We start from the raw sequence: 12,115 nt of genomic DNA, 5'->3' as shown, positions 1-12,115 counted from the left end.
CATCATTGCGCGCGCAAGCGAAGCAGTCCATGTGTCACCGCAAGAGATGGATTGCTTCGCTCGCAATGACGGCTCACGACTGCAGCTAATCCTCGAACTTGAACGAGACATTCACCTTGGCGCGGTACGCCTCGACCTCGCCTTTGGCATCCAGTTGCAGATCGAGCTTGACGACCTCGGCGACACGGAGGTCGCGCAAGGATTTTCCGGCGCGGCTGACCGCGGCCGCCGCGGCCTTTTCCCAGGAATCCTTGCTGGTGCCGATCAGCTCGATGACCTTGTAGACACTCTCAGCCATGTCGTCCTCCCGTTGGTGCCAGGCAGGACGCAGGGGCTCCTGCCGCGATACAACCTAACATCGGGATGCCCATGGTGAATAGGATGCGCTGCACCATTGCGCGAACACGCGTCCACAAGATCAAATGGCCGGGCGGCGTCACGCCGTCCAGCCATTTTGAAGAAGCTTTGGCAATTAAGGCCGCGGCCTCACTCGATCGAGTACTTGAACTCCGGCATCGCCTTCAGCTGATCCTTTGTCGCGCTAAGCATGGCGTGATCCGGATACCACGGATTCTTCTTGGGCGCGGCGGCAGGCGCAGTCGTCGCAGCACCCGTCGTCGTCGTGTTCGTTGAAGGCCTTGCGCCGCCGGTCGCGGGCGCGGTGCTCGAGGCGCCGGTATAGGCGATCGGCTCATCGACGAATTTCACCTTGTCGAAGGTTACCGCAACCAGATGCTCGCCGACGCCAAGGAACCCGCCGACGCCGATTACCACGCCTTTGATGTTGCCGCTCTTGTCAGCCAGCAGATCATTGATCGATCCGAGGCTTTCGTTGCTGTCGTTGTACACGTTTAGGCCGACCAGCTTCGAGGCCCGCCAGTTACCCTTGAACGACGAGGTATCGGACGCGGCCGCGGGCGCGGCGGTTGTTGCGCGGTCAGTCGTTGCCGAAGGACTTTGCGCGAACGCGACACTCGCCAGCAGCGCGGAAGCCGCGAGGCCGGCAACGGCATATTTGGTTAGCATATCCGTTCTCCTCAGTTCAGAAACGCTCTGGGAAAACCCGTCACTTCAACAAGTGTTCCACCCATTTCGCACGAAACACTCGCGCCGCACTGCGGTCAAAAGCCGCCCCAGTAAGGCGGCCTGCCGTAATAGCGATGCAGTTCGGCTTCCTTTGCGCGATCGCCCCAGTCGAAATCCTTGTCCGCACGGAATGACGGCGCGCGCTTCAGCTCTTCATCGTCGATGTCGAGTTCGTAGGCTTCGAACTTCATGTTGTAGCGAAGCCGTCCCCACGGCAACGGAATCAGATTGGCGCCGATGCCGAGAAACCCGCCGAAACTAAGGATTGCGTAGGCTACTTTACCGGTGACCTTGTCGATCATCAGCCGCTCGATATGGCCGATCATGTCTCCGTTCGGCCTGCGCACCGCGGTCCCCTCGACACGGTCGCTCGCGATCAGCTGATGTGGCTTGGCCATGACGCTGCTTGCCATTGGACCCTCCACACATCAGTCCGGAATCAACGTGACAACCGTCGCCAGGTTCCGTTCCCGAAAATGAGACAACCATCCTTCCCTTTCGGAAAGGATGGTTGCAGGGCAGCTTTTTGTCCGCTTCGCGATCGCGCGCTCAGCTGTGATAGTCGATCAGCAGTGCCGAGAAGGAACCGCTGTTGCTCGTGCTCGAACTGCCGTTTACGCCGTAGGTCGTCGATGAGGACGCCGACAGCGATTCCTGCAGCGATTGCAGGAACTGCTTGAGAATGTCGTCGATCGAATTCGTGCTCGACGAAGAATCGTCGCTCGAGGACGCGCCATCCGCGGGCGGCGGACCACCGGGAGGGGGACCGCCGGCGCCACCCGGGCCGCCGGGACCGCCAGCCCCGCCGGGGCCGTTGGCGAACGCGGCCTTGAAGATGCCCTGCAGTTCGGTGGCCTGATCGCTGGTCAGCTTGCCGCTGGAAACTTCGCCGGCGATCAGGTCGTCGATCTTCGATTTGAGCTGGTCGGGCGACGGCCGCGTTCCGCTGGCCTGGTCGCTGGCGCGGCTCGCCTGCATCGCGGAATCGATATCGGTCAGGGCCGCCGACAAGGCGTCCTTGTCCGACGAACTGATGGCGCCGGAATTGACTTCGGAGAGCAACTCATCCTGCAACTTCTGCAGTGGCGATTGATAGGTGTTGACGGAGGCCGCCGAGATCGAGGTCATGATAGCTCCAAGGATCGTCAAAGGGATCGTCAGGTGATTCGTCGAAGGGATTCGTCGAGAGATTCGTAGAAGACGCCTCGACGGTAGGGCTCCGGGTCTTAACGAGGTCTTTTCACCGCCCCCGGGCCTGTTGCCCGGTGTTGCCCCGAGTCATCCAGAAACATCTGGAAACAAAAATCCTTCGCGCGCAGGCCCGAATCACCGACAAAAGATCGGCATGGCCCAGGCAATACCCAACATCCTCGTCGTCGAGGACGATCGCGAGACGCGGTCGCTGATCGCAAAATACCTGCGCAACAACGCCTGCAACGTGGCCACAGCAGCCGACGGCCGCGAGATGGCCCGCGCCATGACCGACCGCAGGGTAGATATCTCCTGATCCTCGACGTCATGCTGCCCGGCGAGGACGGCCTCACCCTCTGCCGCAAGGTGCGCGCGCAATCGCAGACCCCGATCATCATGCTGACCGCGCGCGGCGAGGACATCGATCGCATCCTCGGCCTCGAAATGGGCGCCGACGACTATCTCGCCAAACCGTTCAACCCGCGCGAACTGCTGGCCCGGATCAACGCGGTGCTGCGCCGGCAGGCCGCCGCCTACACCGCCAGTGCCACCGAGGGAGCAGCCGTGCTCGTATTTGCGGGCTGGCGGATCGATTGCCGGCTGCGGGAGCTGCGCAATCCCGAGGGCGCGCACGTGGCGATGACCAGCGCCGAGTTCGACCTGCTCCGGACATTCTGCGAGCGGCCCGGCCGCGTGCTGTCGCGCGACAGCCTGCTCGACCTCACGCAGGGCCGCAATGCCGGCTCGTTCGAGCGCTCGATCGACGTGCTGGTCAGCCGCATCCGCCGCAAGATCGAACCCGATCCGCAAACTACCACCATGATCAAGACGGTGCGCTCCGGCGGCTACATGTTCACCCCGCGCGTTGAAGCCATCAGTATCGAGGCGGTGACCGCCGCCGGCCACTGATCATGAAGGGCCTCCTGAACCTGCGCGGCATCAGCGGCCAGATCGCAGCCCTCGTCGTCGTCTCGATCGCAGCGCTTCATCTGATCATCACCGCGAGCTTTCTGCTGCACCGGCCCGACCAGCCGGAGCCGTCGTCTGACCGCGGCCATGGCCAGCTTGCCGCCGCCGTACAGTTGCTCGGCGCCGCGCCCGCGCCGGAACGGCCGCGGCTGTCCGCCGACATCGCGCGCGCCTTTCCGCAGCTCGGCATCGAAATCCTGCCCGCCGGGCCGGTGCCTTCGGCAATCGAGCCAGACGGATTCGATCCGCACGGCCTGCAGCAGCGCCTCGGCCGCGATTATCGCGTCTTCCAGCTTGCGAGCGATGGGAGCCGCAAGGTCGGCATCGGCTTGCCTGACGGTATGACGATTTCGGCCAAGGTCCTGCCGGACCGGCCGCGGCCGCCGTTTCTCGGCGGTCCCTGGATGATGACGCTGCTGTTTGCCGTCATCAGCGTCACTTTGCTGGGCCTGTGGGCGGCGCGGGCGTTGACCGCGCCATTGTCGTCCTTCGCAAAAGCCGCCGAAAGTTTCAGCCTCAACGGCGGCGCCGCGCCGCTGCCCGAGCGCGGGCCGGAGGAAATCCGCTCAGTCGCGCGCGCGCTGAACCGGATGCGCGAGCGCATCACCGGCCTGATCGACGACCGCACCAAAATGCTCGCCGCGATCAGCCACGATCTGCGCACGCCGATTACAAGAATGCGTCTGCGCTCCGAATTCATCGAGGACGAAACCCATCGCAGCCGCATGCTCGACGATCTCGACCAGATGCGCGCGATGCTTGAGTCCGTGCTGTCGTTCCTGCGCAACGGCCGCAGGTTAGAGGCCATGACGCTGGCCGACGTCGCCAGCACGCTGCAGCTCATAACCGACCAGTTCGGCGACATGGGACGCAAGGTCGCCTATCACGGCCCCGCGCATGCGATGGCCACGGTGCGGCCGGACGATTTGCACCGCGCCGTCACCAATTTGGTGGAGAATGCCGTGAGGTTCGGCGCCGAAGCGGTGATCCGCCTTCGCGTCTCACAGGATCAGCTGACCATCGACGTCGAGGACGACGGCCCCGGCATTTCGGATGCGCTGAAGCAGAATATGCTGGAGCCGTTCGTGCGCGGCGACGACGCCCGCAACATGGATGAAGCGGCAGGCTTCGGCCTTGGGCTTTCGATCACGAATGCCATCGTGCTAGCGCATGGCGGCGCGCTGTCGCTGCACGACCGGCAGCCACATGGTCTGGTGGTTCGGATGCGATTGCCAATCCACCAGAACAGCGGCCGCGCTGCGGCCTAGAGGATGATGATTTCAGAGGCTTCAGGCGGCGAGCGCGTCCGGATGTGCCTCTTCATAGATCGCGATCGCTTCAAAGCGATAATCGCAGGCACGGCAGAACCAGAGGAACGACGTGCGGCCGGGACTGCTCTCGACCCAATCGGGCCTCGCAATCGGCTTGCCGCATTGGGCACAGGGATTTCCACGGGGTAAATTGCCGGAATCGAGTCGAGCCATGGGCGCATCTCCCTTTTGATTTTTTATTTTTTGTTATTTAATGGAATGAGACAGTTTTGCTGTCGGAACGAACGCTTTGTCGCCGGGAAAACTTTCTTTACACCTTGACTGCGTCTTTTGCACGACAATCCTGCGCGTCCGCATGACGCAGTTTCACGTCGCAGATGCGATGCATCGCACTAACAATTTGTACGTCACGATTGACGAGTCCGTTAACGCCGCGAATATCTCGCCGCTATGTCGTCGGGTTTTCGCCACATCAGCGCCCGGTAATGGAACTACCGAAAGCGCCATCGTTAACGCGCGCCCCGTCGAGATTATTTTTATGAAAAGTTTGTCGAAGTTTGCGCTCGCCGCCATCGCGGCGTTGCTGGTTTCGCCCGATGCGATGGCGCAGAGCCGCGCGCAGTATGAGAGCATGGTCGCCACCCACGCCGCCGCGAACAACGTGCCGGTAGCGCTGGTGCACCGGGTGATCGTGCGCGAGAGCAAATACCATCCAGGCCTTGTCGGGCGCGGCGGCACCATCGGGCTGATGCAGATCAAGCTCGCGACCGCGCGCGGCCTCGGTTACACCGGCGACGCCGCGGGCCTGCGCGATCCCGACACCAATCTCGCCTGGGGCATCAAATATCTGGCCGGCGCCTATCGCGCCGCCAACAGCGACCACGGGCGCGCCATGCGTTATTATGCGAGCGGCTATTATTATGCTGCAAAGCGCCAGCGGCTCGAGCAGCCCCTGCAGATCACGCCGGTGCTTGCCAGTGGTGCACCGCCGAAAATCGTCGCCAGGCCCGCCGAATCGGCGAGAACACCTGCGGACGCAAACGCGCTGCAGACCCCCCAATAGCCCTGATATCGCGCTCCCCGGGCCCGCGCTTCGCTGCGTCAGGGCACTACCGCGGTGCAGTTCCCGCAAAGCCGCGTTGACACGTCAGCCCAACTGCCTACATTAGCCCTGTTCCGAGGGGTGCTCCGATGAGGAGCTGAGATACCGCAAGCTTGGGCCGAAAGGCGCTGGACCGCGGTGACCCTTTGAACCTGATCCGGGTCATGCCGGCGAAGGGACAGGGATGTACCAGAAGTCAGATCTGCGCGGGGATTCCCCCGTTTCCATCATCGGCGCGGGCATTGCCGGCGCATGGCAGGCGTTGCTGTTCGCGCAGGCCGGCCATGCCGTCACTCTGTACGAGCGCAGTGACGCCGATATGACACTCTCGACCAGCCACTGGGCCGGCGGCATGCTGGCGCCCTGGTGCGAGGCCGAGACCTCGGAGCCGGTGATCGGCCGGCTCGGCGTCCGCTCGCTCGATCTGTGGCGCGAGCATTTTCCCAAAACCCCGTTCAACGGATCGCTGGTCGTGGCGCATGCGCGCGACCGCGCCGATTTCGAACGTTTTGCGAAACTGACCACCGGCCATGTCAGGCTCGACGCGCAGGCGTTGAGCGACCTCGAACCATCGCTGGACGGCCGTTTCCGTGACGGGCTGTTCTATGCCGATGAGGGCCATGTCGAGCCGCGCCGCGTGCTCCCCGAACTGCATGCCCGCATCGAAGCCGCCGGCGGCATCATCAAGTTCGACTGCGATGCTGCTGCCGAGGATCTCGACGGCATCGTGATCGACTGCCGCGGCTTGTCCGCGCGCGACGAGCAACCAGAGTTGCGCGGCGTCAAGGGCGAGATGATTATCATCGAGACCAGCGAGGTCGAGCTGGCGCGCCCAGTTCGGCTGATCCATCCGCGCTGGCCGCTCTATGTGATCCCGCGCGGCGACAACAGGTTCATGCTGGGCGCGACCTCGATCGAGGCCGAAGACACCGGCGTCAGCGTGCGCTCGGCGCTGGAGCTATTGGGCGCCGCCTATGCCGTGCATCCGGCCTTTGCCGAAGCGCGCATCGTCGAGTTCGGCTCGGGCCTTCGTCCCGCCTACCCCGACAACCTGCCGCGGATCACAATCGCTAAGAACAAGATCGCGGTGAATGGCCTTTACCGCCACGGCTTTCTGCTGGCGCCGGCGCTGGCCGAGCTGACGCTTGGCTATGTGCAGCGCGGCGCGATCGACAATGAGGTGATGCGATGCGTGTGACCGTCAACGGGGAGCAGCGGGAGATCGCCTCTTCCCGCGTCGACGCCCTGCTCAGCGAACTCGAATATGAAGGCACGCATTTCGCGATTGCGCTGAATTACGACGTGCTGCCGAAAAGCCGCTGGGCCGAGACCGTGCTGAAAAGCGGCGACGAAATCGAGATCATCACGCCGCGGCAGGGAGGGTGATGATGATGAGCGTGCCTCATATTCCGCTGTCATCGCCCGGCTTGACCGGGCGACCCAGTACGCCGCGGCCTATCGGTCCGACCACAGGCTTCCCGGCGTACTGGATCCCCGCCTTCGCGGGGATGACGAATGGTGGTGCGGGGATGACAATGGCATTTGAGGAGACACCGTGAACATGCTCAATTTCTACGGCAAAACATTCTCCTCCCGCCTCTTGATCGGCAGTGCGCTCTACCCCTCGCCCGCGATCATGCAGGACGCGATCCGTGCGTCCGGCGCCAACATCGTCACCGTGTCGCTGCGCCGCGAGGCTGCCGGCGGCAAGACGGGCGATGCGTTCTGGTCGCTGATCCGCGAGCTTGATGTGACGGTGCTGCCGAACACCGCCGGCTGCCGCAGCGTGCGCGAGGCGGTGACCACCGCAAAGCTGGCGCGCGAGTTATTCGCCACGCCCTGGATCAAGCTGGAGGTGATCGCCGACAACGACACGCTGCAGCCCGACGTGGTCGGCCTGGTCGAAGCCGCCGGCATCCTGATCAAGGACGGTTTTGAAGTATTCCCCTACTGCACCGAAGATCTTTCGGTCGCGATGCGGCTGGTCGACGCCGGCTGCAAGGTCGTGATGCCCTGGGCCGCGCCGATCGGCAGCGCCAAAGGAATCACCAACCGCGACGCGCTGAAGCTGATGCGCGAGCGCTTGCCCGACGCGACGCTGGTGGTCGACGCCGGCCTCGGCGCGCCCTCGCATGCGGCTCACGCGCTGGAACTCGGCTATGACGCCGTGCTGCTCAACACCGCGGTGGCGAAGGCCGCCGACCCCGTCGCGATGGCCACCGCATTCCGCCTTGGCGTGGAAGCCGGCCGCACCGCCTACGAGGCCGGGCTGATGGAAGCCCGCGACTTCGCCTCGCCTTCAACCCCTGTGATCGGGACCCCGTTCTGGCATGCCGTATCCTGATAGATTTTATCCCGTCGTTCACAACGTCGCCTGGGTGACGCGGCTGGCGCTGCTCGGCGCCGGCACCATCCAGTTGCGCGCCAAGGACCTCAATGAGTCAGAAGCGCTGCAGATCGTGACCGACGCGCTCGAGGCCATCAAGGGCACGCCGGCAAAGCTCGTGGTCAACGACTACTGGCGCGCGGCGATCGTTGCCGGCGCAAAACATCTGCATCTCGGTCAGGAAGACCTCGTCGACGCCGACCTCGGCGAAATCCGTAAAGCCGGATTGACGCTCGGCATCTCCACCCATGACGACGAGGAACTGGCGATCGCGCTTGCAGCGAAACCGGACTATATCGCGCTCGGTCCGATCTTTCCGACCACGCTTAAATCGATGCGCTTTGCCCCGCAGGGCATTGCAAAAATCACCGAGTGGAAGAAGCGCATCGGCAATATCCCGCTGGTCGCGATCGGCGGCATCAAGTTCGAACAGTCCGCCGAGATTTTTGCGGCCGGCGCCGACTCGATCGCCGTGGTCAGCGACGTCACCCAGAACGCCGACCCCGACGCAAGGGTGCGACAGTGGCTGGGCCAGAGCGCGGAGGCCGCGTGATGTGCATTGTTCGAAGCCCCGCGCCATTCATTCCGCCGTCATCGCCCGGCTTGACCGGGCGATCCAGTACGCCGCGGCCTCTCCGTCCTACCGCGCAGTCTCTGGGATACTGGATCCCCGCTTTCGCGGGGATGACAGCGGTGGCCGTTTCTCGCTCAGCGATGCCAACGAATTAGAACAAGGAGGATAACATAATGAACATTCGCTCCAACCCCGACACCACCCTTCCCGCCGTCACCACCGGGCCCCTTCCCTCGTCGCGAAAGATCTTCGCCACCCCGGACGCCGCGCCCGACCTGCGCGTGCCCCTGCGCGAGATCATTTTGAGTGAAGGCGCCGGCGAGCCCAACCTTCCCGTCTACGACACCTCGGGCCCCTACACCGACCCGACTGTCACCATCGACGTCAACGCCGGCCTGTCGCGCAACCGCCTCGCCTGGGTGAAGGAGCGCGGCGGCGTCGAGGAATATCAGGGCCGCGAGATCAAGCCGGAGGACAACGGCAATGTCGGCGCCTCGCACGCCGCAAAGGCCTTCACCGCGCACCACAAGCCGCTGCGCGGCCTCGACGGTCACAAGATCACCCAGCTCGAATTCGCCCGCGCCGGCATCATCACCAAGGAGATGATCTACGTCGCCGAGCGCGAAAACCTCGGCCGCAAGCAACAGCTCGAACGCGCCGAAGCCGCGTTGGCCGACGGCGAAAGCTTTGGCGCCGAGGTCCCCGCCTTCATCACGCCGGAGTTCGTCCGCTCCGAGATCGCGCGCGGCCGCGCTATCATCCCCTGCAACATCAACCACGCCGAACTCGAGCCGATGATCATCGGCCGCAATTTTCTGACCAAGATCAACGCCAATATCGGCAACTCCGCCGTGACCTCGTCGGTGGAGGAAGAAGTCGACAAGATGGTGTGGGCGATCCGCTGGGGCGCCGACACCGTGATGGACCTCTCGACGGGCCGCAACATCCACACCACCCGCGAATGGATTCTTCGAAATGCGCCGATCCCGATCGGTACCGTTCCCATCTATCAGGCCCTGGAAAAGTGCGAAGGCGATCCGGTAAAACTGACCTGGGAGCTCTACAAGGACACGCTGATCGAGCAGTGCGAACAGGGCGTCGACTATTTTACGATCCACGCCGGCGTCCGCTTGCCCTACATCCACCTCACCGCCAACCGCGTCACCGGCATCGTGTCGCGCGGCGGCTCGATCATGGCGAAGTGGTGCCTGGCGCATCACAAGGAAAGCTTCCTCTACACCCACTTCGACGAGATCTGCGACCTCATGCGCAAGTATGACGTCTCGTTCTCGCTCGGCGACGGCCTGCGCCCCGGCTCGATCGCCGACGCCAATGACCGTGCGCAGTTTGCGGAGCTGGAGACGCTCGGCGAGCTGACAAAAATCGCGTGGGACAAGGGCTGCCAGGTGATGATCGAAGGCCCCGGCCACGTGCCGATGCACAAGATCAAGATCAACATGGACAAGCAGCTCAAGGAATGCGGCGAAGCCCCGTTCTACACCTTGGGCCCGCTGACGACAGACATCGCGCCGGGCTACGACCACATTACCTCAGGCATTGGTGCGGCCATGATCGGCTGGTTCGGCTGCGCCATGCTCTGCTACGTCACGCCGAAGGAGCATCTGGGCCTGCCTGATCGCAACGACGTCAAGGTCGGCGTCATCACCTACAAGATCGCCGCCCACGCCAGTGATCTCGCCAAGGGCCACCCCGCCGCGCAACTCCGCGACGACGCGCTCTCACGCGCGAGGTTCGACTTCCGCTGGACCGACCAGTTCAACCTCGGCCTCGATCCGGACACCGCAAAGAGCTTCCACGACGAAACGCTGCCGAAGGAAGCCCACAAGGTCGCGCATTTCTGCTCGATGTGCGGCCCAAAGTTCTGTTCGATGAAGATCACGCAGGATGTTCGTGATTATGCGGCGACGCTGAACGATCCGGCGAGTGTGGGGATGTCGGTGAGTGGGACCATCGAGGACGGGATGGCGAAGATGAGCCAGAAGTTCAAGGAGATGGGGAGCAGCGTGTATCTGGATGCGGAGAAGGTGAAGGAGAGTAATCGGGTGTTGTGAGGGCTGCGCACTGACCTGGACCGCAATGACCGACAATCTGACCGGTGTCTGGGACGGCACCTTTGTTCAGCCGCAAGTTGGAATGGTCACGTTTCTGGCGACGCTCATCGAGTCCGGTGGCGCACTCCGAGGAAACGTGACCGAACCATGCATGACGCCCGGTTGCCCGTTGAGCATTCACAAAGCTTCGATTGCGGGTCATCGATCCGGCAGTACGGTTTCATTCGTCAAACGTTACGAGCCACCTGGCTACGGCTATGACAAGGTCACTTATGAAGGCCTGGTCAATGCTGACGCGACGGAGATCGATGGGCGCTGGAGGCTGCCAGGGCTGTCTGGAACATTTCTGATGGTTCGCTCGACCAAGCCTGCACAATCGATCGCAACCGAAGAGCTGATCAAGGAGCCGACGCGTTAGCAAGCGTAGCCCCCATATCGCTCCGCTCATGCGGGCTACAATCTCTGACACGTCTATCTGCATGCTGTTGAACATATACTGCAGGGTGTAAAATGCTTCGTCAAAACTTTTCCGTGCAACTTAACCTTTCATTAACCAAACGCGCCCACCCTCCGTCTACGGCGGGGGGCCGTTGATTCCTGATGTTTATGCTCCGCGTTTCGGAGCAAGCGTCGATCGGGAGGTGTTGATGCCCCAGGAGCATCTTGATGCGTACCGTGACCTGTACCTTGGCGTGGACTGTGTCTGCACGCCCGAGATTTCGCCATCGGAATCTCAGGGCCTTTCACCCCACCAGGTCGTGCCGATGCTGATCGGCTCCACGGTCGAGGCGATCGAGCGCGAGCTCGTGCTGCAGACGCTGGCGCGCTGCCACGGCAATCGCACCCACGCCGCCCGCGTGCTCGGACTTTCGGTGCGCACGATGCGGAACAAGATCCGGCAGTATGCGACTGACGGCGTCGACATTCCCGCGCACAGCTAGCGCGAGCAGAGCGTAGGTTGGCAAGGCGGGCTTGTCTCGCCGTAGCTCGAAGAGCGAAGGCGGAAGCATGCCATCGAGAGCGCAGTGCTATTTGGTGGGCACGGCGCTTTGCGCCTTTGTCCACCCTTACGGACTGCGGACTGATTTGCTTCCGCCGCAAGCGCAAATCCTGTGCAGCGGCCGCGACACGCAGGCCAAATCAGCTCCATAACTCCGCCCGTCTCACGGCAGATGAGGGACGCTTCGCGATCGCCACGAACGTGCGGTGAGATGCGATGGACGCGAAAGGCGCAGCAGACGTAGGCGCCCGTTTCGGCGAACGGACTACCCGCATGTCGCTCCGCTCATGCGGGCTACGATCTGATCGATCAGGCGGCGGTGTCGGCAAACCGCCCGCCCCTCCTCCGAAAGCCCCCTGGGAAGGAGAACAATCGGTCCTCACAATGCGTCTATTTAAAATGCAAATGACCGCGCGGCCGTCCGGATTATTTTTTTGTTTACCCGCTCTGGTTGAAATGCGGAT

General features: G+C 63.0%; 14 protein-coding genes, 1 pseudogene and 1 riboswitch. Of the genes and pseudogenes, 10 read left to right on the top strand and 5 right to left on the bottom strand.

What is annotated here, in order from left to right:
* Nucleotides 1–85: 85 nt before the first annotated feature.
* The 4 genes from V1293_RS31630 to V1293_RS31615 form a co-directional block, all read right to left on the bottom strand.
* Nucleotides 86–298 (bottom strand): dodecin family protein, encoded by a 213-nt coding sequence (locus tag V1293_RS31630; RefSeq protein WP_247519119.1) that lies wholly within the window; start codon nucleotides 296–298, stop codon nucleotides 86–88.
* Nucleotides 299–486: 188 nt separating this feature from the next.
* A complete protein-coding gene (locus tag V1293_RS31625; RefSeq protein ID WP_334515112.1) occupies nucleotides 487–1,026 on the bottom strand; it encodes a PRC-barrel domain-containing protein in 540 nt (179 codons plus the stop codon).
* A gap of 95 nt (nucleotides 1,027–1,121) precedes the next feature.
* On the bottom strand, nucleotides 1,122–1,499 hold the full coding sequence (locus tag V1293_RS31620; protein WP_334515111.1) for a PRC-barrel domain-containing protein: 378 nt from the start codon (nucleotides 1,497–1,499) through the stop codon (nucleotides 1,122–1,124).
* 136 nt (nucleotides 1,500–1,635) lie between these two features.
* Nucleotides 1,636–2,214, bottom strand: coding sequence for a hypothetical protein (locus tag V1293_RS31615; protein WP_334515109.1), 579 nt, complete (start codon nucleotides 2,212–2,214; stop codon nucleotides 1,636–1,638).
* 217 nt (nucleotides 2,215–2,431) lie between these two features.
* On the opposite strand from V1293_RS31615, the pseudogene V1293_RS31610 reads away from it, so the two are divergent.
* Together V1293_RS31610 and V1293_RS31605 are read left to right on the top strand one after the other, a co-directional pair.
* Nucleotides 2,432–3,186, top strand: a pseudogene (locus V1293_RS31610) (response regulator).
* Between the two features lie 2 nt (nucleotides 3,187–3,188).
* A complete protein-coding gene (locus V1293_RS31605) occupies nucleotides 3,189–4,514 on the top strand; it encodes an ATP-binding protein (RefSeq protein WP_334515106.1) in 1,326 nt (441 codons plus the stop codon).
* Between the two features lie 21 nt (nucleotides 4,515–4,535).
* Here the strand turns inward: V1293_RS31605 and V1293_RS31600 are convergent, their stop codons facing one another.
* Complete coding sequence (locus V1293_RS31600) at nucleotides 4,536–4,730, bottom strand: hypothetical protein (RefSeq protein WP_249790635.1); 195 nt, start codon at nucleotides 4,728–4,730, stop codon at nucleotides 4,536–4,538.
* A 325-nt stretch (nucleotides 4,731–5,055) separates the two neighbouring features.
* Here V1293_RS31600 and V1293_RS31595 point away from each other — a divergent pair, with 325 nt between their 5' ends.
* The 8 genes from V1293_RS31595 to V1293_RS31560 all read left to right on the top strand — a co-directional run bounded on the left by V1293_RS31595 (nucleotide 5,056) and on the right by V1293_RS31560 (nucleotide 11,592).
* On the top strand, nucleotides 5,056–5,580 hold the full coding sequence (locus tag V1293_RS31595) for a transglycosylase SLT domain-containing protein (RefSeq protein ID WP_334515102.1): 525 nt from the start codon (nucleotides 5,056–5,058) through the stop codon (nucleotides 5,578–5,580).
* A gap of 106 nt (nucleotides 5,581–5,686) precedes the next feature.
* Nucleotides 5,687–5,816: riboswitch (TPP riboswitch) on the top strand.
* Entirely contained in the window at nucleotides 5,804–6,817 is a 1,014-nt protein-coding gene (locus V1293_RS31590) for an FAD-dependent oxidoreductase (RefSeq protein ID WP_334515100.1), read from the top strand. (Overlaps the previous riboswitch by 13 nt.)
* Entirely contained in the window at nucleotides 6,808–7,005 is a 198-nt protein-coding gene (gene thiS, locus V1293_RS31585) for a sulfur carrier protein ThiS (RefSeq protein ID WP_334515099.1), read from the top strand. The genes V1293_RS31590 and thiS overlap by 10 nt, the downstream gene beginning before the upstream one ends.
* A gap of 175 nt (nucleotides 7,006–7,180) precedes the next feature.
* Complete coding sequence (locus V1293_RS31580) at nucleotides 7,181–7,963, top strand: thiazole synthase (protein WP_334517001.1); 783 nt, start codon at nucleotides 7,181–7,183, stop codon at nucleotides 7,961–7,963.
* Entirely contained in the window at nucleotides 7,950–8,558 is a 609-nt protein-coding gene (locus V1293_RS31575; protein ID WP_334515098.1) for a thiamine phosphate synthase, read from the top strand. Before V1293_RS31580 ends, V1293_RS31575 begins: the two co-directional genes overlap by 14 nt.
* Before the next feature lie 194 nt (nucleotides 8,559–8,752).
* Entirely contained in the window at nucleotides 8,753–10,651 is a 1,899-nt protein-coding gene (thiC, locus tag V1293_RS31570; protein WP_334515096.1) for a phosphomethylpyrimidine synthase ThiC, read from the top strand.
* A 25-nt stretch (nucleotides 10,652–10,676) separates the two neighbouring features.
* Complete coding sequence (locus tag V1293_RS31565) at nucleotides 10,677–11,069, top strand: hypothetical protein (RefSeq protein WP_334515094.1); 393 nt, start codon at nucleotides 10,677–10,679, stop codon at nucleotides 11,067–11,069.
* Nucleotides 11,070–11,298: 229 nt separating this feature from the next.
* Nucleotides 11,299–11,592, top strand: a complete 294-nt coding sequence (locus V1293_RS31560; RefSeq protein WP_334515093.1) for a helix-turn-helix domain-containing protein — start codon at nucleotides 11,299–11,301, stop codon at nucleotides 11,590–11,592.
* Nucleotides 11,593–12,115: the final 523 nt, after the last annotated feature.

Source organism: Bradyrhizobium sp. AZCC 1693 (assembly GCF_036924745.1).
Classification (GTDB): Bacteria; Pseudomonadota; Alphaproteobacteria; order Rhizobiales; family Xanthobacteraceae; genus Bradyrhizobium.
The sequence above is the reverse complement of the archived record's forward strand: the minus strand, read 5'-3'. Positions and strand labels throughout refer to the sequence as shown.

Coding starts and splice junctions, on each gene's coding strand:
- V1293_RS31630 (WP_247519119.1), bottom strand. CDS start 298: ATGGCTGAGAGTGTCTACAAGGTCATCGAGCTGATCGGCACCAGCAAG.
- V1293_RS31575 (WP_334515098.1), top strand. CDS start 7,950: ATGCCGTATCCTGATAGATTTTATCCCGTCGTTCACAACGTCGCCTGG.
- V1293_RS31605 (WP_334515106.1), top strand. CDS start 3,189: ATGAAGGGCCTCCTGAACCTGCGCGGCATCAGCGGCCAGATCGCAGCC.
- V1293_RS31560 (WP_334515093.1), top strand. CDS start 11,299: ATGCCCCAGGAGCATCTTGATGCGTACCGTGACCTGTACCTTGGCGTG.
- V1293_RS31620 (WP_334515111.1), bottom strand. CDS start 1,499: ATGGCAAGCAGCGTCATGGCCAAGCCACATCAGCTGATCGCGAGCGAC.
- V1293_RS31580 (WP_334517001.1), top strand. CDS start 7,181: ATGCTCAATTTCTACGGCAAAACATTCTCCTCCCGCCTCTTGATCGGC.
- thiS (WP_334515099.1), top strand. CDS start 6,808: ATGCGTGTGACCGTCAACGGGGAGCAGCGGGAGATCGCCTCTTCCCGC.
- V1293_RS31625 (WP_334515112.1), bottom strand. CDS start 1,026: ATGCTAACCAAATATGCCGTTGCCGGCCTCGCGGCTTCCGCGCTGCTG.
- V1293_RS31595 (WP_334515102.1), top strand. CDS start 5,056: ATGAAAAGTTTGTCGAAGTTTGCGCTCGCCGCCATCGCGGCGTTGCTG.
- V1293_RS31565 (WP_334515094.1), top strand. CDS start 10,677: ATGACCGACAATCTGACCGGTGTCTGGGACGGCACCTTTGTTCAGCCG.
- V1293_RS31615 (WP_334515109.1), bottom strand. CDS start 2,214: ATGACCTCGATCTCGGCGGCCTCCGTCAACACCTATCAATCGCCACTG.
- V1293_RS31600 (WP_249790635.1), bottom strand. CDS start 4,730: ATGGCTCGACTCGATTCCGGCAATTTACCCCGTGGAAATCCCTGTGCC.
- V1293_RS31590 (WP_334515100.1), top strand. CDS start 5,804: ATGTACCAGAAGTCAGATCTGCGCGGGGATTCCCCCGTTTCCATCATC.
- thiC (WP_334515096.1), top strand. CDS start 8,753: ATGAACATTCGCTCCAACCCCGACACCACCCTTCCCGCCGTCACCACC.